This window comes from Ignatzschineria cameli (assembly GCF_003121895.1).
Classification (GTDB): Bacteria; Pseudomonadota; Gammaproteobacteria; order Cardiobacteriales; family Wohlfahrtiimonadaceae; genus Ignatzschineria; species Ignatzschineria cameli.
In genome coordinates, this window is record NZ_QEWW01000006.1 from 1 (window position 1) to 20,402 (window position 20,402).

The window sequence follows — 20,402 nt, forward strand, 5'->3', positions numbered from 1 at the left end:
ACCAGTTTTCCTGGGGATAATAGCGCTATGGAACCACCTGATCCCATCCCGAACTCAGAAGTGAAACGTAGCAGCGCCGATGGTAGTGTGGGAGATCCCATGTGAGAGTAGGTCAACCCCAGGGCTTCATTAAGAGCTCCTAGCTAATTAGCTAGGAGCTTTTTCTTTGTCTGGATTTTTTTATTCTTAAGAAAGCTCCTGGAGCTGCGGGAGCCAACTACTTCATTCTTTTAGCCAGCGCATGCCCGCAGTTTGGGCATTTTCGATGTCTCTTGCCGGCACGCGATTATTGGAAGAATGCAGTAGTAAGATCCGGCAACTCATCCGCCTCTGTTTGTTTTAGTGTTTGAACTCATAAGAGGATTTATTGAGTAGTGGGAGTCGACTATCTCACTCTTATCATAACTACATGCCCGCCGGTCGGCATCTTTGATGTCCTCTGATGAGTGACTTGCTTTGTGTCGGTAGTAAAAAAACCTACATGGGAATGATCCGATGTAGGTTTTAAGTGGATGCGTTATAGTTGACGAATTTTATCTAGAGACTTTATCGTAAAACTTTGGCTTATTTTTCTAATGATCTTAACCATGCAATCTCTTCTTTCCAGATCGCTGGTTCTATGGTTTCTAAAATGAGTGGCATATTACGAAAGCGATCATCTTGCATAATGTAACGGAATGGTGTTTCACCAATTTCTCCTTGACCTAGGCTATGGTGCCGATCGACGCGGCTAGCAAAAGCCCCTTTTGAGTCATTGAGATGGAGCGCTTTTAGATAATCAAAGCCAATAATTTTATCAAATTGGGTGAAGGTCTCGTCACATCCCTCTTCTGTCCGCAATTCATAGCCTGCTGCAAAGGCATGACATGTATCGATGCAGACACCTACTCGGCTCTTATCTTCGATATCATCAATAATTTGTGCGATATGCTCAAAATCAAAACCTAAGTTTGTTCCTTGTCCTGCCGTATTCTCAATTACAGCTGTAACCCCCGTTGTTTGATCGAGGATGATATTGATCGACTCGGCGATAGTGGCTAAACACTCCTTCTCACTCATTTTATTAAGATGACTTCCAGGATGAAAGTTAATGAGCTCGATACCTAATTGTTCGCAACGTTGAAATTCATCAAGAAGTGCTCTGCGTGATTTCTCAAGTTGTTCCGGATCATGATGACCTGGATTGATAAGGTAACTTGCATGGGGAAGAATATGTTTAGGAGAGTACTTGTAGACCTCCAAAAAGCGCTTGTAGTTGTCGATATCCCCTTGTTTAAGTGGGGGACCTTCCCATCGGCGATTGTTTTTGGTAAAAAGGGCAAACGCATTTGCACCAATTTCATGAGCGTTTTTGACGCTATTTTGAACACCTCCGGCAGCACTGACATGTGCTCCAATATAATATGTCATATTCAATCCTCTTCTAAAAAATCCTCCCTATTGTACGAGAAAATGGGGAGAAAAGGGCTGCTTGTCCGATTTAATTCCTCAATCTTGAGGATAATCTGCAGCATGATAGCAAAGTATAAGCTCAACCTCTTGAGTAGCCTCTTCTACTATCTCGTTTTGAATGGTAAATCCATGATGAAGATAGAATTGAACAGCTCGCTGATTTTGGCTATAAACTTTCGTCTCTAAATGACCCCATTGTGATGCAAATCGTTCTTTAGCATCTTCTAGTAAGCGGGTTCCAATACCGTGATGTTGCATTTCTGGTTTTACAAAGAGTGCTGCTAACTGTTGTTGATAAATTGCATAAAACCCTACAATCTCTCGCTCAATAACTGCCATGTAGGTATCCGCTGCCGGAAGATAGATATTGCAGATATCTGCGGCTTTAGAGCGCCAGTAGGACTCTGAAATAAAGGGGTGTGCTTCAATAGAGCTCTCTAACCAAATTTGAATGAGAGAGTGAAAATCTTCTGGGCGACTGAGCGGGCGAATAAGTAACGCTTCATGATCGATATTAGCGCTTGTTGTAGTCTCTTTTGATGGAATCTGTTTAGGCATCTTTTTCTCTTACGATATTTTGTTGAAAAAAAAGCACCTCTTTCGAAGTGCTTATATAAGAGTCGAGTAAAGTCGAACGAATTCTATTTTACTCGGAAGATGACTCCTTTACTAGAGAGTTCTTATTGTTATGATTTTTTATTAAAATCAGGGTGGTTTACTTGACGATACTGTTGAATTGCTTCAGCAATACCTTCTCCGCCCACTTGTGAACGAACATATTGTGTACTGAAAACTGCTCTTTCTGCTTTTGCCTCTGCAGAATTATCATTAATCGATACGATCATTGTGACAATAAAGGCAATTGGAATAGAGAAGAGTGCAGGGTTGTTGTAAGGAATAATGCCATCGCCATTTCCTAAGACTTTACCCCAAACTTCAGGACCTAAGATAATGATGATCACCGCTGATGCTAAACCTGCAGCACCCCCGATAACAGCTCCACGCGTTGAAAGTTTCTTCCAATACATAGAGAGGAATAGGAGTGGGAAGTTAGCTGAAGCCCCGATAGAGAATGCAAGACCTACAACGAAGGCAACGTTTTGATTCTCAAAGAGGATCCCTAAGAGGATTGCAATGATTCCTAACGCGATCGTAGTATAGCGGGAAATTTTTAACTCAGTCTTCATTACAGGTTTACCCTTCATGATGACATTTGCATAGATATCATGGCTAATTGCTGATGCGCCCGATAAGGTCAATCCCGCGACAACTGCAACTAAGGTCGCAAAGGTAACAGCAGACATAAATCCTAAGAAGAGGTTACCACCTACCGCATGTGAAAGATGGATTGCCGCCATGTTGTTTCCACCAATTAAGGAGTCACCGCTCATATACTCAGGAACACCCATAACATAGACGATTGCACCAAAGCCGATGATAAACATTAAAAGATAGAAGTAACCAATAAAGGTTGTCGCATAGAGAACAGATTTACGAGCCTCTTTTGCATCTTTAACGGTGAAGAAGCGCATTAAGATATGAGGAAGCCCTGCGGTACCAAACATAAGACCGATCCCTAATGAGATAGCATCAATAGGATTAGGGAATTGAAGACCTGGTTTCATAATATCAATACCATTTGGACTCTTTTCAACCGCATGTTTAAAGAGTGTTCCAAGGTCAAATCCAGACCAGTAGAGAACAACAACAGACATAACAGTTGCACCAAAGAGAATCAATACCGCTTTGATCATCTGTACCCAAGTGGTTGCAAGCATTCCTCCAAAGAGAACATACATCACCATTAAGACACCAACGATCATTACCGCAAAACCGTAGCTTAAACCAAAGAGTAACTCAATTAACTTACCGGCACCCACCATCTGCGCAATGAGATAGAGGAGAACGATTGCCATTGTTGAGAAAGCTGCAAGAATACGGATAGGACGCTGTTTAAGGCGATATGCCGTAACGTCAGCAAAGGTAAAGCGACCTAGGTTACGGAATCTCTCTGCCATAAGGAAGAGAATCACCGGCCAGCCGATAAAGAATCCAAAGGAGTAGATCAAACCATCATATCCTGAGGTAAATACCATTGCCGAGATTCCAAGGAAAGATGCTGATGAGAGGTAATCCCCGGCGATTGCTAATCCATTTTGGAATCCCGAGAGTCCACCCCCTGCGGTGTAGAAGTCAGAGGCAGACTTTGTCTTGTTCGCAGCCCAGAAGGTGATCCAGAGCGTTGCAATAACAAAGACAAAGAACATAATGATAGCAGTCCAGTTCTTCTCACCTGCCTGCTGTGCAAATGCACTCGTTAGAAGCGGCGATAAGAGAATCGCGCTTGCGGTTAATGATCTATTTAAGCGTTTCATCTGCCGCCTCCTTAATTAAGTTTTCAGTCATCGGGTCATAGACTTTATTAGTACGGCTGATATAGAGCGCCGTTAAAATAGTTGTCCAGATAATAAGGAAGAAACCTGCTGGAATCCCCCAAGTTGTTACCGAATCTTTAGAGATCGGCATACCAACTAGGTTTGGCGCAAATGCTACCGCTAACATCAATAGGATATAGAGTCCTAAAGTGAGTGCGAGCAGCGTTAAGCTAAAGGTCTGCTTTCTTCTGACAACGTCATAGAATTTAGGATTTTTGCTAATCGCGATTGTCATTGCATCATAATCGCGCTGCGTATTCTCCTGATTTGAATTGGACATAATATCCTCCTCGTATTTTAGATAGTGATGGTATTAAAAAAGTTACTGCAAACTGAAATCGAAATAAAACTGAAATAAAACTGAAATAAAACCGAAATAAAAATGAAAAACTGAATTAAAAATAAAAGATTAAACAGGTAATAAAAATGGTGAGATCTTCGATCGATCTTCTTAAAGTTGTGCTCCACCTTTATCCATCTGTTTTTGCTATCTGATTTATCAATGGATTGATTTATCTAAGATAGCGATTCGTAATATTGAGTGTTTGTTCTAATAGCGTTCTAATGATGTTCTAAGTATTGATCAAACTTCAATTGCATATTGATCAACGTTGTTAATCCTTTATCTCTCTATTTTTTTAATATCTCAATCTTAATCTCTGCTTTTATCAGTACTCCATGATCCATTAAGGGTGAGTCTTAGATCACTGATCTAATCTCTGCCATTAATTATCTGAAATCTGTAAAGGAACAATTTGGGTTTACTACGTTTTAGAGGAGTGTCTCCTCTTTGTAATCGTTTCAAGCCATAACTCTTCTGCTTTACTCTTCAACAAGGACTATTAGTGACTATTGATAACTACTAGTACATTTTGAGTAAAGCGGTGGCTTTTTACATTCTTGCTAACGTCTCTTATTTTGCCTCAAGCGCCTATGTAGGGAGTGAGGGGGAGATGCCAATATCACTCTTACGCCATTCGATATGGTCTCCTTTCTAGATAGCAAGTTGATATGTAAGTATTTCGATTACTTGAAGAGAGTAATATTGAGAGTTAGCAGAGCGGTGGGAGAATCGTTTATCGACCCCCCTCACCCCTTGCTAATCACCTATATACTGCCTCCTACTTGTGCGACTCCGTCCTTTTTGGATCTCTATGCGCACATTTGTTCTCCTAGAGTGGATAGCTTAAAACTATCACAGCTCTTTTTTTATAGCAACTCAGAAATAAAAATCGGGCGTTAACTTCTCAACTAGAGAGAAACTAACGCCCGATTAAATATTATTTAAGTTATTGATTCTAAATTATTTCTATTTTTATTCCTCTATTGAGGAATGTTTTGTACTATTTTAGATAACTCTTGAGAATCGATTATCATTTTTACGTAGATAAGCATCAAAAACCATACCGATATTACGAATTAAGAGTCGACCAGCATCTTGAACATAGTAGCGATCATTCTCGATAATAATGAGCCCATCATCCTGCATGGCATTGAGTTCAGGAAGATCATCTTTGAAGTATTCTCGTGCATCAATACCTAAATCTTCACTCACTTTATCGAGATCCAATTTAAGGTTACACATAATCTCTGTAATTACATGGCGGCGAATCAGATCATCTTGCGTCAGTTTTACTCCACGCATAATGGGAAGCTCACCACGATCGATCATCGCTTCATATTGCGGCATAATTTTGGCATTTTGCGCATAGATATCGCCAATTTGAGAGATCGAAGAGATTCCCATTCCAACAAGATCACAATCTGAATGGGTACTGTAACCTTGGAAGTTACGGTAGAGTAATCCCTCTTTTTGGGCAATGGCTAATTGATCGGTCGGTTTGGCAAAGTGATCCATACCGATATAGACATATCCTGCATCCGTTAAGCGCTCAATCACCTGTTTTAAGATGAGTAATTTCTCTTGAGGGGAGGGCATATCTTCAGGATTCATCTGCTTTTGTGTTTTAAAGAGATGGGGCATATGTGCGTAGTTGAAGACAGAGAGTCGATCGGGTGAAAGTTCAATCACCTCTTCGAGTGTCCGATTGAAACTATCGACCGTTTGGAAAGGTAATCCATAGATGAGATCGAGAGAGATTGAATTAAAACCTGACTCGCGTGCGGCGGTTAATGTTTCGATTGTGATCTCTTTCGGTTGAATACGGTTGACGGCGACCTGAACCTTCTCATCAAAGTCTTGTACGCCCATACTTAAGCGATTAAAACCGATAGAGCGCAAGAAGCGAACGGTATCCGCATCGGCTTCACGTGGGTCGACCTCTATGGAGATCTCCGCTTCATCATCAGAGAGGAGATTAAACTCTTCTCTGGTCTTCTCCATCAGTGAACGCATCTCATCGTGAGAGAGGAATGTCGGTGTACCACCGCCCCAATGGAGTTGTTTTACCGGTGCTCGATTATTAAAGAGCTCTCCTTGCATCTCCATCTCCTTAAAGAGACGATCGAGATAGGGTTGTGATCGCTTACGATTATTGGTGATAATCTTATTACATCCACAGTAGAAACAGATGGTTGCACAAAAGGGGATATGGAAGTAGAGAGAGAGCGGATTTTTTCTAGCATTAGATTCAGCTGCCGCCTGTTGATACTCTTTGTTCCCAAATGCTTCGGTAAATTGAACCGCAGTAGGGTAAGAGGTGTAGCGAGGACCCGCTTTATCGTATTTCGCGATGAGGGCTTCATTAAATATTTTATTTGTCATAATGCTCTATATTCTCTAATGATAAGCTTCTGCTCGAAGATCTATGAAGGGTGAAGATCTCATTAAAATAGCCTGATGATCTTGCTCACCCAGTATTTAGTGATGTTTTTATGGTTTTTAACTCATAATTTCAATTTCATTATAACGTAAAGGAGCGGATGATGATGCTTTTCTCCTGTTTTCTTAAGCGAAATGATCTAATTAGCGGTATACTTTTATTAGGGAGTCTCTCCCAGTATCAATCTGTTTTTTATGGTCATAAGAGGAGTCATTAAGATGCGCCGTACCAAAATTGTAGCTACATTAGGTCCTGCAACGGATAAACCTGGAGTTCTTGAGGGAATTATTAAAGCAGGGGTTAACATTGTTCGTCTCAACTTCTCTCATGGCGAGCATGAAGAACATAAGGCACGTGCCGAAGCGGTACGAGAAATCGCTGATAAATTAGGTGTTCGTGTGGGGATCTTATCGGATCTTCAAGGGCCTAAAATTCGTATTGAGAATTTTGTTGAAGGGAAGGTTGAGCTCGAAGAGGGGCAGGTCTTTGTACTCGATACCCAATTAGATGAGGATGCCGGCAATCATGAGCGTGTTGGTATCGCTTATAAAGAGTTGGTTAATGATGTGAAGATTGGCGATACGCTTCTGTTAGATGATGGCAATATTATTGTAGATGTAACAGGCGTTACAGAGACAGAGATTCAGACTAAAGTAGTTGTTGCCGGACCGCTTTCAAATCGAAAAGGGGTTAATTTAAAAGGGGGCGGCCTCTCTGCGGCAGCATTAACTGAGAAAGATAAAGAAGATCTCATCTGTGCCGCAGGTTTTAATACAGATTTTATCGCTGTCTCTTTCCCTAAAACTGCCGCTGATATCATAGAGGCGCGTGAGCTATTAAAAGCAGCGAACTCTAAAGCCGGTATTGTTGCAAAGATTGAGCGAACAGAAGCATTAGAGAATATTGATGAGATCATTGAAGCCTCTGATGCCATTATGATTGCGCGTGGAGATCTTGGTGTTGAGATCGGAGATGCGAAACTCGTTGGGGTTCAGAAACGTTTTATTAAACGTGCGCGTCAGCTTGATAAGGCAGTGATTACAGCAACACAGATGATGGAATCGATGATTGAACATCAATCGCCGACGCGAGCAGAAGTCATGGACGTTGCCAACTCCGTGCTTGATGGAACAGATGCCGTTATGCTCTCTGCAGAAACAGCTGTTGGGAAATATCCCGTTAGAACCGTTCGGGCGATGTCAGAGATCTGTCGAGGCGCAGAGAGTGAAGTGGAGTATGCACAAGGTTTGCAAGGGGGGTACTCTTTAAGAGAGGAACCTTTCAAATTTGAGCGCACTGATGAGGCGATTGCCATGTCTTCCATCGTTTTAGCGAATCACTTTGATATTAAAGCAGTTGCTTGTTTAACAGAGACAGGAACAACAGCGCTCTTGATGAGTCGCATTACGACGGATCTACCGATCTATGGTATTACCCGTAATCAAGATACCTGTGGACGTTTGACAATTTGCCGTGGTGTAACCCCAATTTTCTATGATTTTAAACCTTCTCCCGATGATGAGATTCAACGTCAAGTGGTGAGCGTCTTAAAAGCAGAAAATGCGGTGGAATCAGGGGATCGTATCTTAGTCACCTTCGGTTCTTTCAATTTCCAACAAGGTGGTACAAACTGTCTTCGTATTGTGACGATTGATTAATTAGCGGTCAAAAAAGGAGTGAGAATGAAAAATAGGTTGCGAAGTCATAACTTTTCATTATAATATTCATTCTTACCTATGGAGGCGTGGCCGAGTGGTTGAAGGCACCGGTCTTGAAAACCGGCAACGGGTTAAACCGTTCGTGAGTTCGAATCCCACCGCCTCCGCCATATTAGAAACCCTTAGCATTTGCTAAGGGTTTTTTTCTATCTTTAAAATAGAAAGAGAGAAATGACGATTGAACCTCGGTTAAAGACAAATTAAACATCAATTAAACGTTTCAATTAAATAGTAACTAAAGATCGATAAAATAATCGAGCATAAATGGATGCTTGGTCACACTTATGCCCACCGAGAAGACTTAACCTCTTTTGTTAAAATCCAAAAGCTTTGAACATCTCATTGGCATTCTGTTCTTGGATATTGTTGATCTCTTCCATCTGCCGAATCATCCCCAATGCCGCACCGACAGGTCCACCGACATTAAAGCCGACACTGCTCGATGTAGAACGTATTTTGCTGGTGCTTTTGGTTTGAGAGCTACTGCTACAACTACTTTTGCGCGTTTTGCTGACGCCATTGGTATGAAAGTCATGAGATTCATTTTCAACACAGCTTCCTTGAGTGTCAGTATTGCTACTACCGGAAGTACTGCTCGATTTTGTGGTATGAACCTCTCCATAATTTCCTGTAGGCATCATAATTGCCGGCGTATCAAAGATTGCAACTGTCCGATCTTCTGTAGGGAATGAGACTTCCGTGGAAGGCATCGGTGCTCCAGAGATAACATAAGGATAAGGTTGTTGAGGATAGGTGCCACATGCACTTAAGATTAAAGAGAAGGTGGTCGTTAAGGTGAGATAAGTTAGAGCACTTTTTTTCATTATTTAATTACTGTATCGAAATGGCTGTATAAAATTACCGCGTTAAATTTTAAATCTAAATATTGCAAAAGATCCAACGAACGCGGAGCATTGAATGTTGAATATCTGTTGTGCCATCCATAATATCTTTGCATAGCGACAAATCACGAGATCAGATCATCGAGTGAAATTTACCAAATGATAATCACTATCGACTTATAACGTTTCACATCTATGGAATGAGGGGCTATTTTACTGCCAAATTTATCTATTTCGCATTAAAAAATTAATAAGTTACGAAAAAACAGATACTAATCAATAACTTACTGCTATTGATTTTTTTTATTAATAAAAATAGTGCTCAAGATGGAAGAAAAAGGATCGGTTTTTTATCACATTTTCTCCTTTTAAGTTAATTCCTATGCCAAAATCCGCAACTTTTACTGCTTTTTTTATCAAGCGTAAAAGGGCGAAATCTTAGACTCTAGATCGACATGTCTATTTGAAATATTGGGCATGAGGAGAGTAGAAATAACAAAAATAACAATAAATAAGGTAAGGAGTGAGGAATGGCAAAGAAGAAAGCATCAAAGGAGTTGAAGCTAGCTGTTGCGGCATCAACGGTAGGATCGGTAGCGGAGTGGTATGAGTTTTTTCTCTATGGTACGGCATCCGCATTAGTCTTTGGACAAGTATTTTTTAAACAGACAGGGAATGCGATTGATGGAATATTAGCTGCATTTGCCCTCTATGCAGTCGGCTTTTTAGCTCGACCACTTGGAGGCATTGTATTTGGACACTTTGGGGACAAGTATGGGCGGAAAAAGCTCCTGCAAATTAGTCTGATCATGGTGGGGATTACCACCTTTTTGATGGGGACAATCCCAGGGTTTGATAGCATTGGCTATTGGGCGCCGGTATTACTTGTTTCTCTTCGTTTAATTCAAGGTTTTGCTTTTGGTGGTGAGTGGGGCGGTGCCGTGATTTTAGTCTCTGAGCATAGTCCGCCGGATCGAAGAGGTTTCTGGGCAAGTTGGCCTCAAGCAGGCGTTCCTTTAGGAAATCTTGTGGCGACCATTATTCTTCTACTCTTATCTACATTATTAACCCAAGAGCAATTTTTAGATTGGGGTTGGCGCGTTGCCTTCTGGTTCTCCGCTGTTGTGGTCTTGATCGGTTTATGGATTCGTAAAAGTGTTGATGATGCCCCGGTATTTAAAGAGGCTCAGCGACAGCAAGCCTTAAAGGCAGAGAAGCAACTCGGTATTGTCGAGGTATTGAAATATCATAAAAAAGCGATTGCAGCCGGTATTGGAACTCGTTTTGTTGAGAATATTCTCTATTACATGGTGGTAACTTTCTCGATCAGTTATCTTAAGTTAGTCGTCCATAAAGATACAACAGAGATCTTGGTGATGATGTTTGGTGCGCATCTTATTCATGTCTTTTTTATCCCGCTGATGGGGCATTTAAGCGATGTTTATGGGCGAAAACCCATTTTTATGATCGGTGCCATTTTAACGGCAACTTGGGGATTCTTCGCATTCCCAATGATGGATACCGGGCATGATGGCATTATTATGTTAGCGATTATTATCGGACTCTTCTTCCAATCGATGACCTACTCTCCATACTCCGCTTTAATGACCGAGTTATTCCCAACCCATGTGCGTTATACAGCACTCTCGCTCTGCTATCAGATTGCACCAATATTAGCAGGCTCATGGGCGCCACTTATCTCATTAGCGTTACTAGATCACTTTAATAGTTCAGTTCCAATCTCAATCTATCTTGTCTGTGCGAGTTTGATCTCTATTGTTTCAATCTCGTTAATTAAGGAGACAAAAGGACGCTCGCTCAGTTTTGATGATAAGTAGAAAGGAGATGATCTAATAATATGGATACTTTTTAGAATATTGATAATAAATACTAATGGGGATTGTTTTATCCCCATTTTTTTTAGATGAAAATGATTACAAAATCGATCGCTGCTTTATCGGTTTTGATAATATCGGTTTCATTTTTAATCTTCTCGCCGGCATCTTGTTGTACGGTCTGCCGCAGACTTGAGAGCTGTGCTATGGTCTCTTTATAATTTTGGCACAATATTTCTCTTGTTCTTTTCTCTCAATTATTATTTATCTTGAAAACAATCCTATGATAATGACTCCTAAACAAAGAGATAGTCGGCTAAGTCACAATTTTATCGGGATGAGCCTTTCAGGAAACTTACTAAAAGTTTAAGATTTATTTTTTATGTACCATATTTTTGTATAGACTCGTGCTCTCGAACTTCTGATTGTATAATTAGCGGTGTTATGAGAGGGTACGGGTCTTTTTTACGTCTTAAATTCTTTAATCTAAAAAAGATAATGTTCACAATATTAGGTGGAGAAGATTGAGGGAATGATCTCTTTTAGCCATGGTATTTTGCGCTACTCTATTTATTTTATTTCAAATATATAACAGATCATTCAAAAGATACTTATCTAAGATACCTACCTAAATATAGGGTGCCTGTTTTATATTAAAAAGAGTGAAAGGGAAATTATGATTTTAGAAATGTTACAAGCAAAGATACATAGGGCAACGGTTACGCAAGCAGAGCTAAACTATGTAGGCAGTATTACAATCGATGAAGCGCTCTTAGAAGCTTCAGGAATCAGGGAGTACCAAAAGGTTCAGATTGTGGATATCGATAATGGTCAGCGATTTGAGACCTACACCATTGCCGGGCCGAGAGATAGCGGTGTGATCTGCTTAAATGGCGCCGCTGCTCGCTGTGTTGCGGTGGGGGATAAGGTCATTATTATGGCTTATTCCGGCTATAGTGAAGAAGAGCTAAAAGAGCATAAGCCGCAAGTGGTCTTTGTAGATGAAAATAATAGAGTCCATAAAATGTCCCAATATGAGAAGCATGGGCGCTTAGAGGAGATGGATATATAGGCTCTGATGCTATCGCTATAAGAAGATCGATCTTGGGAAAAAAGAGCTGCCCTTTGGCAACTCTTACCATCTTACGTTATCTTCACTCGCCATTTGCCGGTGAGGAGTTGTTGCATCAATGCTATTTTCTCAGCTTTGAGGTATTCGAGACTCTCTTGGAGTAACTCAATTTCCTGATCCGCAGTGGAGAGAAGTTCGGCGATTTTCTCTTGTTCGGCAAGAGGGGGGATCCTAAAGATTGTCAATTTTTATTTTGCATTAATAGCTTTACTGCAATTAAAGAGGCGAGTGCACAATACTTTTTATTTTTTTATGAGATTTCGTTCTTGATCTGTTCTTGATCTTATATAGGCAACTAAAAACCTCACTCAACCTTACTTACGTTATGGGGCTCTTTATAACCTAAGCCACTTTTTTGAAAAATAGTTGCAGAGTTTAAAGTTTTCATTATAATAGCACTCTTACATAAATGGAGGTGTGGCCGAGTGGTTGAAGGCACCGGTCTTGAAAACCGGCAACGGGTTAAACCGTTCGTGAGTTCGAATCCCACCACCTCCGCCAGATATGTCAAAAAACCCTTGTTTAACTCTTTGAGTTCCAAGGGTTTTTTGTTGTCTTGTGAAATTGAGTGAAGAGTCTATCTCTCTGATTAATGGTATGCTTTGAGCCATTTGTCTTTGATTCTGCTATGATCTAACAATTAAATTCCCAAATTATTGGATCGTATACTACGTCAGGACAAAGCGAAATCGACGCTTTCTTCTGAGAGATCAAGCCGCAAATCGAATAGCAAAGACGGAAATTCGTCACCTATCAACAGCTGAAAAAGTGATGCAACAGCTCTTTGAAACACATTTAACACTGCTTATCGGCTTCATATTGGTGAAATCAAAATTTTCCTTAAAGCAATTTCGTTTCGATACTCTAGCTTTTGACAATGAGAAGCGAGCTTTTGTTGTGATTGAGTATAAGCGGGATAAAAATCAGAGTGTTTCTTATCTAATGTAGTTTGGAGAGCATTAGATAAACCTAAGAATATTTTCCGTGATATTAGTTATATCGGACATTATGGAAATATGGAAATGGAGATTATGAGATGATCAATTTACATAGTGATCAATTAGAATACTTTTTAAGTGTGATTAAGCAAAAGCTTTAAGGAGGAAAAAGAGAAGATGTTCACAGCTATTAAAAAGATGATGACTAAAACAGCACCAAAGCAGGCACCAATACAGCTCTCTTTGCCGAGTTTATTAGAAATAACAGATTATGTGAATAATAGTGCTAAAGCCCATAAGTTGATGAAAATTATTCATACCATTGATGATTGCAATGCCAATGATTTCAATTATGTAATATCGGAATTGTTGCAAAAAATGGGTTATAGCACGCAAATTATCGATGGTAAAAATGATAAAGGTGTCGATATTATTGGTTTTGTTGGAAATCAAAGAGAAATAGCTGTTCAATGTAAGGCTTGGAATCCTAAAAGAAATACAGAACAGGTTAGCAAAGAGTGCGTTCAAAGTTTTAAAGGGGCAACAATGAACGAATACCAATATGCGCTCTTTTTTACAACACATTATTTTACAATGCCAGCTCTAGAAGTAGCGGATGATTTTTTAATTTTAATCGACCGCAAAAAACTATTTATACTTTTAGCAAAATATTTTCCAGAAGCCTTTGCAAATAGTTACTATCAATACTCTATCGCCGAGTTAAATTCCTGCAAGGCTTGTCATAATGGGAAATTATTAAAGCTCTATTCGAGGAATAGTAGGATCTATTATTGGTGTGAAAACTGTGGAAATGTTGATTTTAATTTTCAACCAAAATCATGAGATTGCATGAGATAACTATTACTAATGGTTAACCGCCTAAAAAAGGAGAGATGGCATTAATAGAGGAATATTTTTAACGCTATTGATCTTTAGAAAGTGAGGGGGCAAAGGATCTATTATTCCATCTCATTTCTTTATTATTAAATTTAAGGCATATTCATATTTATGACGGTATGTTCCCCAAATATTGTTGTATTAATCGATGCAGATAATACATCTCACACCTTGATGGGTGCTATTTTAGAAGAGGTTGCCAAATATGGGACATCTTACGTTAAGCAAGTCTATGGTGATTGGAGCTCTCCGGCACTTAAAAGTTGGAAAGAGAAATGTTTAAGTTATGGATTAGTGGCCGTTCAGCAGTTTGCTTATACCCGTAATAGAAATGCGACAGATATCGCGATGGTGATCGATGCTATGGATCTATTACATAGTCAGCAATTTGATATATTTTGTATTGTTTCGAGCGATAGTGATTTTACTGGCCTAGTTTCTCGTATTCGTAAAAATGGTATTCAAGTCTATGGGATTGGTAAACAGTCAGCGCCAGAAGCATTTCGTAGATCGTGTGATAAATATATATTTATTGATAATTTGCTGATTGGAGATGAAGCATCAACTAAGTGTGTTGTGAGCCCCGTAGATAGTGAAAATAATTCTGTTCAGACAGGTCAAAAAGAGGTCTGGGATCAAATCTCTCTTAGGTCAGATTTATCATTATTGAAGTTGATTCGCAATGCTATTAAAGAACATGATCAAGATACGGGATGGGTCTCCTTAGGCGTTGTAGGAGCTTATATTAATAAAATTGATCCTGAATTTGATGCCCGAAACTATGGTTATTCCAAATTATCAGAATTGATTGAAGCGATATTTCTATTTAGACTGGATCGACAAAAAAATATACTCCATATTGCTTGTAAATTACCTAAAAGTGAACTTAAAGAAGTGCGAGAAGTTATCAAAAAATATAGTCATGATGGAAAAGATGGGGAGTTGTTGGATAAAAACCTAATAGGTCAAGCATTTAAAGATAGAGGATTTCATTATAAAGAGGCATTTGGTTGTGGGTCTTTAACCTCTTTTTTGAAAAAAATAGCAAGTTGGTAATAATGTTATTTTTTGATAGGGTTGCTATGCCTTTTCGTTTTGGCTAAAAGGCACTTGTGCTATTTCATTGTTGAATTTTTAGATAGATAAAATAAGATATTTAATTTTGAAATTTTAGTTAATCAATTTTTAATTTATTTAAAGCATACTTGTAAAAATATAATGACGGTATTAATTGTTTTAGGTGTAATTTTAGGAATCTTGCTCTTTATGGGGGCGATCTATCTCTTTAATCAACATTGTGAAGATGAGTTTGGTTATCAATTTCTCACCTTAGGAGCGACGGGTTTCTTGGGAATAGGTGCTGCCATATTTTATGGCGGATTGAAGTGGTATCAATCCTCATTGACCGGGACGGGAAGTGAGTTTTTAGGATTAGAGGTTAATCGGGAGACCTTGAATGGTCTTGTGGTGATGGGGATCGGCCTGCTTATGTATCTCTTGACAGCTGCGGTTAACTATAAGGAGACCGATTGGCTCTATGGTACGATCGGCACGGCGTTGCAATTTACCTTATTGCCGTTATTCGCCTATTTAGGGATCTATCTGATGATCCTCTATTTTTTTATTATGATTAGTCTTGGGTTAATCACTAATATGTTTAGTAGTAGCTAGCTATTTTTAATCAGTTTGAAATAAGGATGTGCCTTCTCTCTATTTTTTAAGGTCTATTCGCTCTGTAGATCTTGCATAGTTTATCATTTCGTATCGTAATTTATTTTTTATGAACCTGATGATAGCTCAACGAAAGTAAATATGATTCCTGATAGTAAAGAAGAATTAAGTACTCTTTCAATGTTCGGAATTTCCCAACAGTTCAGATGGAAGGATCGAAGTAGATTACAAAGAGTATTATCTATTTTGATCTTTCAAAATCTCAAACAACTCGCGCTTAGCAATCTCCCTATTGAGTTGATCAGTGGGAAGATAATGTTTCAGCTCCCCTTTTTTCATAATGCCGATATGGGTGGCGAGTGCGAGGGCTTCGCTAATATCGTGGGTGACGTGGAGGATGATCGGCGCATATCGCTGATGGATCATCTTCAGTACATCGCGCATTTCGTGGCGCGTTACATAATCGAGTGCGCTAGTCGGTTCATCGAGCAGTAAAATATTGGGTTCGGCGATTAAGGCTCTTGCAAGGGCGACTCGCTGCTTTTCACCACCACTTAAGGTTTCTACGCCATGATTTTTAAGATAAGTGATCCCTAAGAGCGTTAAGATCTCATCGATCAATTTTGCACTCTCTTCTGGTGATTTGCCCCGCATTTTGAGAGGGAAGGCGATATTCTCCCACACTGAGAGATGGGCGAATAGTTCATAGTGTTGATAGACAAAGCCGATATTGCGCTTCTCCGGCGGCAATTGATCGATCCGTTGTTGCTTGAAGATGATCTCCCCGGTCGCTTGTGGATAACGGCCGGCGATCGATTCTAATAAGAGTGTCTTTCCTGAGCCTGAGCGCCCTAGGAGAATACAGTAATCCCCCTTTTTTAGCGTCAGGGAGATATCGTGAAGCGCAAATTGAAAGAGCGCGAGATGAAGATGATTAATGGTGAACATATTTCGATTTTAGAAGATACTCAAAGATAGTAGAGCAGAGGAGCGAGATAATCATCAATATCAGAGCAATCGCAAGCGCAAGATCGAGATCGCCGGTGGAGATATTGAGCATAATAGAGGTAGGGAGAATCTCTGTCTTAAGGCGTGTAGAACCGGCAACCATCATGACCGCTCCAAACTCCCCTAATGCCCGCGACCAGGTCAGCACAATGACTGAGAGAAGGGTCGGTTTTAAAAGAGGTAGCGTGACATAGCGAAAACATTGCCATCTTGATGCACCTAAGGTTCTTGCGACAAATAGCTGCTTCTCATTTAAATTTGCTAAACCTAAAACAATAAGACGAATGGCAAAGGGAAGATTAACAAAAACTTGCGCTAAAATAATCCCCTCTTTAGTGAAGATAAAGGAGAGATTAAACCACTCATCGAGCCAGGTTCCGATCCCCATAAAACCGAAGAAAAGCAAAAGCGCAACGCCAGAGACAATATGGGGCAGTGCTAAGGGGAGGTAGAGAATCGGCATTAAGAAGTGCCGCAGTGAGGAGCGGGAGAGAAAATAGGCCACAGGTCCGGCAAGTAGCAGGCAGATCAAAGTTGAGGTGATCGATGTCATCAGACTCATCTTGATAGCAAATTGCACTTCGCGCGATTTTAAGGCCGTAGGCAATTGAATAAAACCCTCTTTAACGAGCATAAAGAGTGGTGCTGCGATAAAGAGGGTGATCAGTGCGACGATGAGATAGAAAATTAGCTGCCGCACAATGGTGATCCTATCGATCTCATCATGATTTTTTCCATAATCTCAATCTTTCTAGTTTGATTGGTCGATTAGCGTAATGGGGATTAGTTTTGGGTCGATCCGGGTTGATCCGCTTCTGATGTAATCTCAACAGTGATCTCTTCCACTGGTGCGAAACCATATTTAGCAAAGATCGCTTTTCCTTCATTAGAAGCGGCAAGATCCATAAAAGCTTTTGCTAATTGTGGCTGTTTGCTCGATGTGACTACCGCGCCGGTCACGATCTGATCGATATTTTTGGCAGGATCGATTGCGATCACTTCAACATTATCATTCATAAAGACGGCATCAACGGTCGCAATTGTGGCATCAGCATTTCCAAGTGCCATCTGCATGACCATCTCATTGATTGTATTTGCAGTTGAGACGACATTTTCATTGATCTTCTCGAGCTGATTTTTCTGAAGGATATTTTGCGCGGTCTTTCCGATCGCATTGGCTTTTGCATCTCCTAAAATAATCTTCATCCCTGGCTTCGCGAGATCTTCTAAAACCTCAATCCCTTTCGGGTTTCCTTTAAGTACCACAATCGCCGGAGTGTGATGTGAAATCGCGTAAGCATCGCCCACTAAACCTTTTTTATGGGCCACAAGATAGGTTGCATCAGATCCCACAATAAATGCATCGCCTTTGCGCGTTGTCTCTAATTGTGCAAGAAGCTGCCCAGAGCCGGCAAAGTTAAATTCAACCGTGGCATCATGCTCCTTTTCAAAGAGTGTCGCAATCTCCTCCATCGGCTTTTTTAAACCCGCGCCAGAGTAGACAAAGATTGACTCAGCGGCAAAAGCGGTAACGCTTAGAAGCGAGAGGAGTGTAACGGTTAGTGCTCTCTTTAATAAATTCATCTTAGTTCCCTTTCTATAATAGGTCGTGTGCATAGATGATGGATCAATCCTTGATCTAAACCCTTGACCTAAAGCCTTGATCTAAAATATCTAGCACAGTTAAATGTTAAAAATTCCCCCGTTATTATAGAAAGAGGCTAATAGAAGCACTATTAGCCTAAAGAGGTAGAGCGCGAAAAATTCGCATCTTGAGAGGAACTTTGAGCGCTCTTCTTATCTTTGAACTATGGGATTAAGAGTCTATTTCTCAAAGCTGTTTGTGTTTCCGGCGTGATGGCTAAGCCTTCGAGAAGATAGTTATCGATGGAGCCATATTGGTTCTCTGCTTCAGAAAAAGCCATCAAGAGCCAATCATCCTGCACACCTAAAAAGGGAGAGAAAGCAATTGCCGCGGCAACACCCTTTTCAGTCGCCATTTTGTTGAAGCTCTGTGTGATTGAGTGGCGAGAATACTCATTAGAAGCAAGGAAATCTGCCACGATCTCCTCTTGAGAAACGCCGGCAATATATTGCAATAGGGCAGAGACCCAGCCCGTTCGATCTTTACCGCCGGAGCAGTGGAAGAGTTGATTCCCTTCATTTTGCGCAATTTCCGTGAGAAGCGTACCGATCTGTGCGCGTGTGATAGGATCATTAACAAAGTTAAGGTAGATCTCTTCTGCACCGGCAATTGTGATCTCTGGCTTTTGGGTAAAGCCTACACGGACAGGCTCAATATCGTCCCAACCTAAGAGATTGATATTGTGCCACTTCGCGCCGGGGATCTCACTATCGGGATGGAGCGCTATCTCGCCGGGAGTGCGAAGATCGTAGATATGGGTGATATTGAGAGCGGCTAATTTTTCTGCCTCTTCCGGGGAGAGAAGAAGGGCATTTGCGCGATAGAGTCGCCCCTGTTGTAACTTTTCGCCACGATCATTTTGGTAAGCTTGTTGATTGCCGGCAACATCACGAAAATTATCCACCTTTTGAAAATGGATAGCGCTTGAATGAACATTTGAATGGGAATCTTGTTTCTGCATTATCTCCTCCCTTGGGGTTGTGCTATTTTCTGCCGCTTGAAGAGAGAGTGGGATACTTAATGCTGTCTGAAGTAGCAGGAGTGTTAACCATTGATGGCGTCGGATTTGTCTCTCGCTGTGAGTTTTCATTTGTTTCTCCTTATTTGAAGTTTGGGATGCGCAAATTATAGGGAGAGTAGATGACAACTTCTTAACAGCAGCGGGAAAATTTGTGATAAAAACTATTTTCGCTAATAATTTAAGCATCTATTTAAGCATAACTTTTTCTTTTCTTCAGGAGCGAGATGGTATCCTTGAGGCAGATTAAAGAGCGTTAGATCAAATTTTCTGATCGATTTTTTTAAAGAGTATGAAGGAGTTATATGATTGAATTGATCAAAGTGGTCTCAATTGGGGTGATGATGCTACTGCCATTGGCCAATCCTTTAACGGCGATAGCGATGTATCTCGGCTTATCGAGCCGCATGTCCATTGAAGAGCGAAAAAAGACCGCCTCTCAGAGTGCTTTCTATACACTCGCGATACTCTTGACGACATGGTATCTCGGCCACTTTATTATGGGGGTTTTTGGAATCTCTATTCCTGGGCTACAGATTGCCGGCGGGATGATTGTAGCCTTTATCGGTTTTATGATGCTCTTTCCTCCATCGAAGCAGGCGCCTGAAGAGGTGGAATCGGCGGGTAAGAGTAGTAGTATCAGTTTTGTTCCCTTAGCGATGCCGGCAACGGCAGGCCCCGGAACCATTGCATTGGTGATTAGTACCGGCTCAACCTTTCATACCAGTAGCCATATCTCTGAATTTGTCTATCTTGCGGCGCCACCTATTGTTGCACTCTTGATTGCTGCACTTCTCTGGATAGGGCTTCGTAGCGCTGCCACTATTATGCGAGTGTTAGGCGCGAAGGGGATTGAAGCGATCTCAAGGTTGATGGGTTTTCTCCTTGTCTGTATGGGCGTTCAATTTATTATTAATGGCGTATTGGCGATTATCCATCAGTATCAAGGATAGAGCGGAAAAGCAGATCGTAGGATCAAATTGCAGGATTAGAATCAAGAAAACCTAAGAAGAGACGATTCGGACGTC

18 protein-coding genes, 2 tRNA genes, 1 rRNA gene and 1 pseudogene are annotated in these 20,402 nt (G+C 40.7%); 10 read left to right on the plus strand and 12 right to left on the minus strand.

Translation table 11 applies throughout. The features are described 5' to 3' along the window. Positions 1 to 9 precede the first annotated feature (9 nt). Positions 10 to 124 (plus strand): 5S ribosomal RNA (rrf, locus tag DC077_RS08075). Positions 125 to 564: 440 nt separating this feature from the next. Here rrf and nfo read toward each other — a convergent pair. The 5 genes from nfo to hemN form a co-directional block, all read right to left on the minus strand. Continuing rightward, on the minus strand, positions 565 to 1,410 hold the full coding sequence (nfo, locus tag DC077_RS08080; protein ID WP_109202049.1) for a deoxyribonuclease IV: 846 nt from the start codon (positions 1,408 to 1,410) through the stop codon (positions 565 to 567). A 78-nt stretch (positions 1,411 to 1,488) separates the two neighbouring features. Then, positions 1,489 to 2,010 carry an N-acetyltransferase gene (locus DC077_RS08085; protein ID WP_109202048.1) on the minus strand — a complete coding sequence of 174 codons (522 nt, stop codon included), beginning with the start codon at positions 2,008 to 2,010 and terminating at the stop codon, positions 1,489 to 1,491. 128 nt (positions 2,011 to 2,138) lie between these two features. Further along, a complete protein-coding gene (locus DC077_RS08090) occupies positions 2,139 to 3,827 on the minus strand; it encodes a cation acetate symporter (RefSeq protein ID WP_109217921.1) in 1,689 nt (562 codons plus the stop codon). Further along, positions 3,811 to 4,167, minus strand: coding sequence for a DUF485 domain-containing protein (locus tag DC077_RS08095; RefSeq protein WP_094568363.1), 357 nt, complete (start codon positions 4,165 to 4,167; stop codon positions 3,811 to 3,813). The genes DC077_RS08090 and DC077_RS08095 overlap by 17 nt, the downstream gene beginning before the upstream one ends. Before the next feature lie 1,068 nt (positions 4,168 to 5,235). After that, positions 5,236 to 6,612 carry an oxygen-independent coproporphyrinogen III oxidase gene (gene hemN, locus DC077_RS08100; protein WP_109217922.1) on the minus strand — a complete coding sequence of 459 codons (1,377 nt, stop codon included), beginning with the start codon at positions 6,610 to 6,612 and terminating at the stop codon, positions 5,236 to 5,238. Positions 6,613 to 6,888: 276 nt separating this feature from the next. Here hemN and pyk point away from each other — a divergent pair, with 276 nt between their 5' ends. Both pyk and DC077_RS08110 read left to right on the plus strand, forming a co-directional pair. Next, positions 6,889 to 8,328, plus strand: a complete 1,440-nt coding sequence (gene pyk / locus DC077_RS08105) for a pyruvate kinase (RefSeq protein ID WP_109217923.1) — start codon at positions 6,889 to 6,891, stop codon at positions 8,326 to 8,328. Between the two features lie 80 nt (positions 8,329 to 8,408). Then, positions 8,409 to 8,498, plus strand: a tRNA-Ser gene (locus DC077_RS08110). 204 nt (positions 8,499 to 8,702) lie between these two features. Here DC077_RS08110 and DC077_RS08115 read toward each other — a convergent pair. Continuing rightward, positions 8,703 to 9,212: a hypothetical protein gene (locus DC077_RS08115; protein WP_109217924.1), complete on the minus strand. Its 510-nt coding sequence runs from the start codon at positions 9,210 to 9,212 to the stop codon at positions 8,703 to 8,705. Positions 9,213 to 9,760: 548 nt separating this feature from the next. Here DC077_RS08115 and abaF point away from each other — a divergent pair. Continuing rightward, the gene (abaF, locus tag DC077_RS08120) at positions 9,761 to 11,068 is read left to right on the plus strand and encodes a fosfomycin efflux MFS transporter AbaF (RefSeq protein ID WP_109202043.1); all 1,308 of its coding nucleotides are present in this window, start codon (positions 9,761 to 9,763) and stop codon (positions 11,066 to 11,068) included. An 82-nt stretch (positions 11,069 to 11,150) separates the two neighbouring features. On the opposite strand, the gene DC077_RS10875 is transcribed toward abaF, so the two are convergent. Then, positions 11,151 to 11,297 carry a hypothetical protein gene (locus DC077_RS10875; RefSeq protein WP_157953516.1) on the minus strand — a complete coding sequence of 49 codons (147 nt, stop codon included), beginning with the start codon at positions 11,295 to 11,297 and terminating at the stop codon, positions 11,151 to 11,153. A 444-nt stretch (positions 11,298 to 11,741) separates the two neighbouring features. Between DC077_RS10875 and panD the strand changes: the two genes are divergently transcribed. After that, a complete protein-coding gene (gene panD, locus DC077_RS08125) occupies positions 11,742 to 12,137 on the plus strand; it encodes an aspartate 1-decarboxylase (RefSeq protein ID WP_109202042.1) in 396 nt (131 codons plus the stop codon). A gap of 71 nt (positions 12,138 to 12,208) precedes the next feature. On the opposite strand, the pseudogene DC077_RS11145 reads toward panD, so the two are convergent. Continuing rightward, a pseudogene (locus DC077_RS11145) lies at positions 12,209 to 12,367 on the minus strand (restriction endonuclease subunit S); the annotation flags it as partial. Positions 12,368 to 12,608: 241 nt separating this feature from the next. On the opposite strand from DC077_RS11145, the gene DC077_RS08135 reads away from it, so the two are divergent. From DC077_RS08135 to DC077_RS08150, 4 genes are all read left to right on the plus strand, one after another. After that, positions 12,609 to 12,698, plus strand: a tRNA-Ser gene (locus DC077_RS08135). A gap of 614 nt (positions 12,699 to 13,312) precedes the next feature. After that, entirely contained in the window at positions 13,313 to 13,978 is a 666-nt protein-coding gene (locus DC077_RS08140) for a restriction endonuclease (RefSeq protein WP_239990275.1), read from the plus strand. Between the two features lie 165 nt (positions 13,979 to 14,143). Further along, the gene (locus DC077_RS08145; RefSeq protein ID WP_109202040.1) at positions 14,144 to 15,088 is read left to right on the plus strand and encodes an NYN domain-containing protein; all 945 of its coding nucleotides are present in this window, start codon (positions 14,144 to 14,146) and stop codon (positions 15,086 to 15,088) included. A gap of 162 nt (positions 15,089 to 15,250) precedes the next feature. Continuing rightward, positions 15,251 to 15,703: a hypothetical protein gene (locus tag DC077_RS08150; RefSeq protein ID WP_109217926.1), complete on the plus strand. Its 453-nt coding sequence runs from the start codon at positions 15,251 to 15,253 to the stop codon at positions 15,701 to 15,703. Positions 15,704 to 15,940: 237 nt separating this feature from the next. On the opposite strand, the gene DC077_RS08155 is transcribed toward DC077_RS08150, so the two are convergent. The 4 genes from DC077_RS08155 to DC077_RS08170 form a co-directional block, all read right to left on the minus strand. Then, positions 15,941 to 16,651, minus strand: a complete 711-nt coding sequence (locus DC077_RS08155; RefSeq protein ID WP_109217927.1) for an ABC transporter ATP-binding protein — start codon at positions 16,649 to 16,651, stop codon at positions 15,941 to 15,943. Next, on the minus strand, positions 16,638 to 17,411 hold the full coding sequence (locus DC077_RS08160) for an ABC transporter permease (protein WP_233146840.1): 774 nt from the start codon (positions 17,409 to 17,411) through the stop codon (positions 16,638 to 16,640). The genes DC077_RS08155 and DC077_RS08160 overlap by 14 nt, the downstream gene beginning before the upstream one ends. A gap of 83 nt (positions 17,412 to 17,494) precedes the next feature. Then, positions 17,495 to 18,295 carry a molybdate ABC transporter substrate-binding protein gene (modA, locus tag DC077_RS08165; RefSeq protein WP_109202037.1) on the minus strand — a complete coding sequence of 267 codons (801 nt, stop codon included), beginning with the start codon at positions 18,293 to 18,295 and terminating at the stop codon, positions 17,495 to 17,497. A gap of 224 nt (positions 18,296 to 18,519) precedes the next feature. Beyond that, a complete protein-coding gene (locus DC077_RS08170; protein ID WP_157953517.1) occupies positions 18,520 to 19,446 on the minus strand; it encodes a tyrosine-protein phosphatase in 927 nt (308 codons plus the stop codon). Positions 19,447 to 19,679: 233 nt separating this feature from the next. Here DC077_RS08170 and DC077_RS08175 point away from each other — a divergent pair, with 233 nt between their 5' ends. Next, positions 19,680 to 20,327 (plus strand): MarC family NAAT transporter, encoded by a 648-nt coding sequence (locus DC077_RS08175; protein ID WP_109217929.1) that lies wholly within the window; start codon positions 19,680 to 19,682, stop codon positions 20,325 to 20,327. The last annotated feature ends 75 nt before the right edge of the window (positions 20,328 to 20,402 follow it).

Bases quoted from the DNA above. Each gene is read 5' to 3' on its own strand.
- nfo (WP_109202049.1), bottom strand. From the start codon at position 1,410: ATGACATATTATATTGGAGCACATGTCAGTGCTGCCGGAGGTGTTCAA.
- DC077_RS08085 (WP_109202048.1), bottom strand. From the start codon at position 2,010: ATGCCTAAACAGATTCCATCAAAAGAGACTACAACAAGCGCTAATATC.
- DC077_RS08090 (WP_109217921.1), bottom strand. From the start codon at position 3,827: ATGAAACGCTTAAATAGATCATTAACCGCAAGCGCGATTCTCTTATCG.
- DC077_RS08095 (WP_094568363.1), bottom strand. From the start codon at position 4,167: ATGTCCAATTCAAATCAGGAGAATACGCAGCGCGATTATGATGCAATG.
- hemN (WP_109217922.1), bottom strand. From the start codon at position 6,612: ATGACAAATAAAATATTTAATGAAGCCCTCATCGCGAAATACGATAAA.
- pyk (WP_109217923.1), top strand. From the start codon at position 6,889: ATGCGCCGTACCAAAATTGTAGCTACATTAGGTCCTGCAACGGATAAA.
- DC077_RS08115 (WP_109217924.1), bottom strand. From the start codon at position 9,212: ATGAAAAAAAGTGCTCTAACTTATCTCACCTTAACGACCACCTTCTCT.
- abaF (WP_109202043.1), top strand. From the start codon at position 9,761: ATGGCAAAGAAGAAAGCATCAAAGGAGTTGAAGCTAGCTGTTGCGGCA.
- panD (WP_109202042.1), top strand. From the start codon at position 11,742: ATGATTTTAGAAATGTTACAAGCAAAGATACATAGGGCAACGGTTACG.
- DC077_RS08140 (WP_239990275.1), top strand. From the start codon at position 13,313: ATGTTCACAGCTATTAAAAAGATGATGACTAAAACAGCACCAAAGCAG.
- DC077_RS08145 (WP_109202040.1), top strand. From the start codon at position 14,144: ATGACGGTATGTTCCCCAAATATTGTTGTATTAATCGATGCAGATAAT.
- DC077_RS08150 (WP_109217926.1), top strand. From the start codon at position 15,251: ATGACGGTATTAATTGTTTTAGGTGTAATTTTAGGAATCTTGCTCTTT.
- DC077_RS08155 (WP_109217927.1), bottom strand. From the start codon at position 16,651: ATGTTCACCATTAATCATCTTCATCTCGCGCTCTTTCAATTTGCGCTT.
- modA (WP_109202037.1), bottom strand. From the start codon at position 18,295: ATGAATTTATTAAAGAGAGCACTAACCGTTACACTCCTCTCGCTTCTA.
- DC077_RS08170 (WP_157953517.1), bottom strand. From the start codon at position 19,446: ATGAAAACTCACAGCGAGAGACAAATCCGACGCCATCAATGGTTAACA.
- DC077_RS08175 (WP_109217929.1), top strand. From the start codon at position 19,680: ATGATTGAATTGATCAAAGTGGTCTCAATTGGGGTGATGATGCTACTG.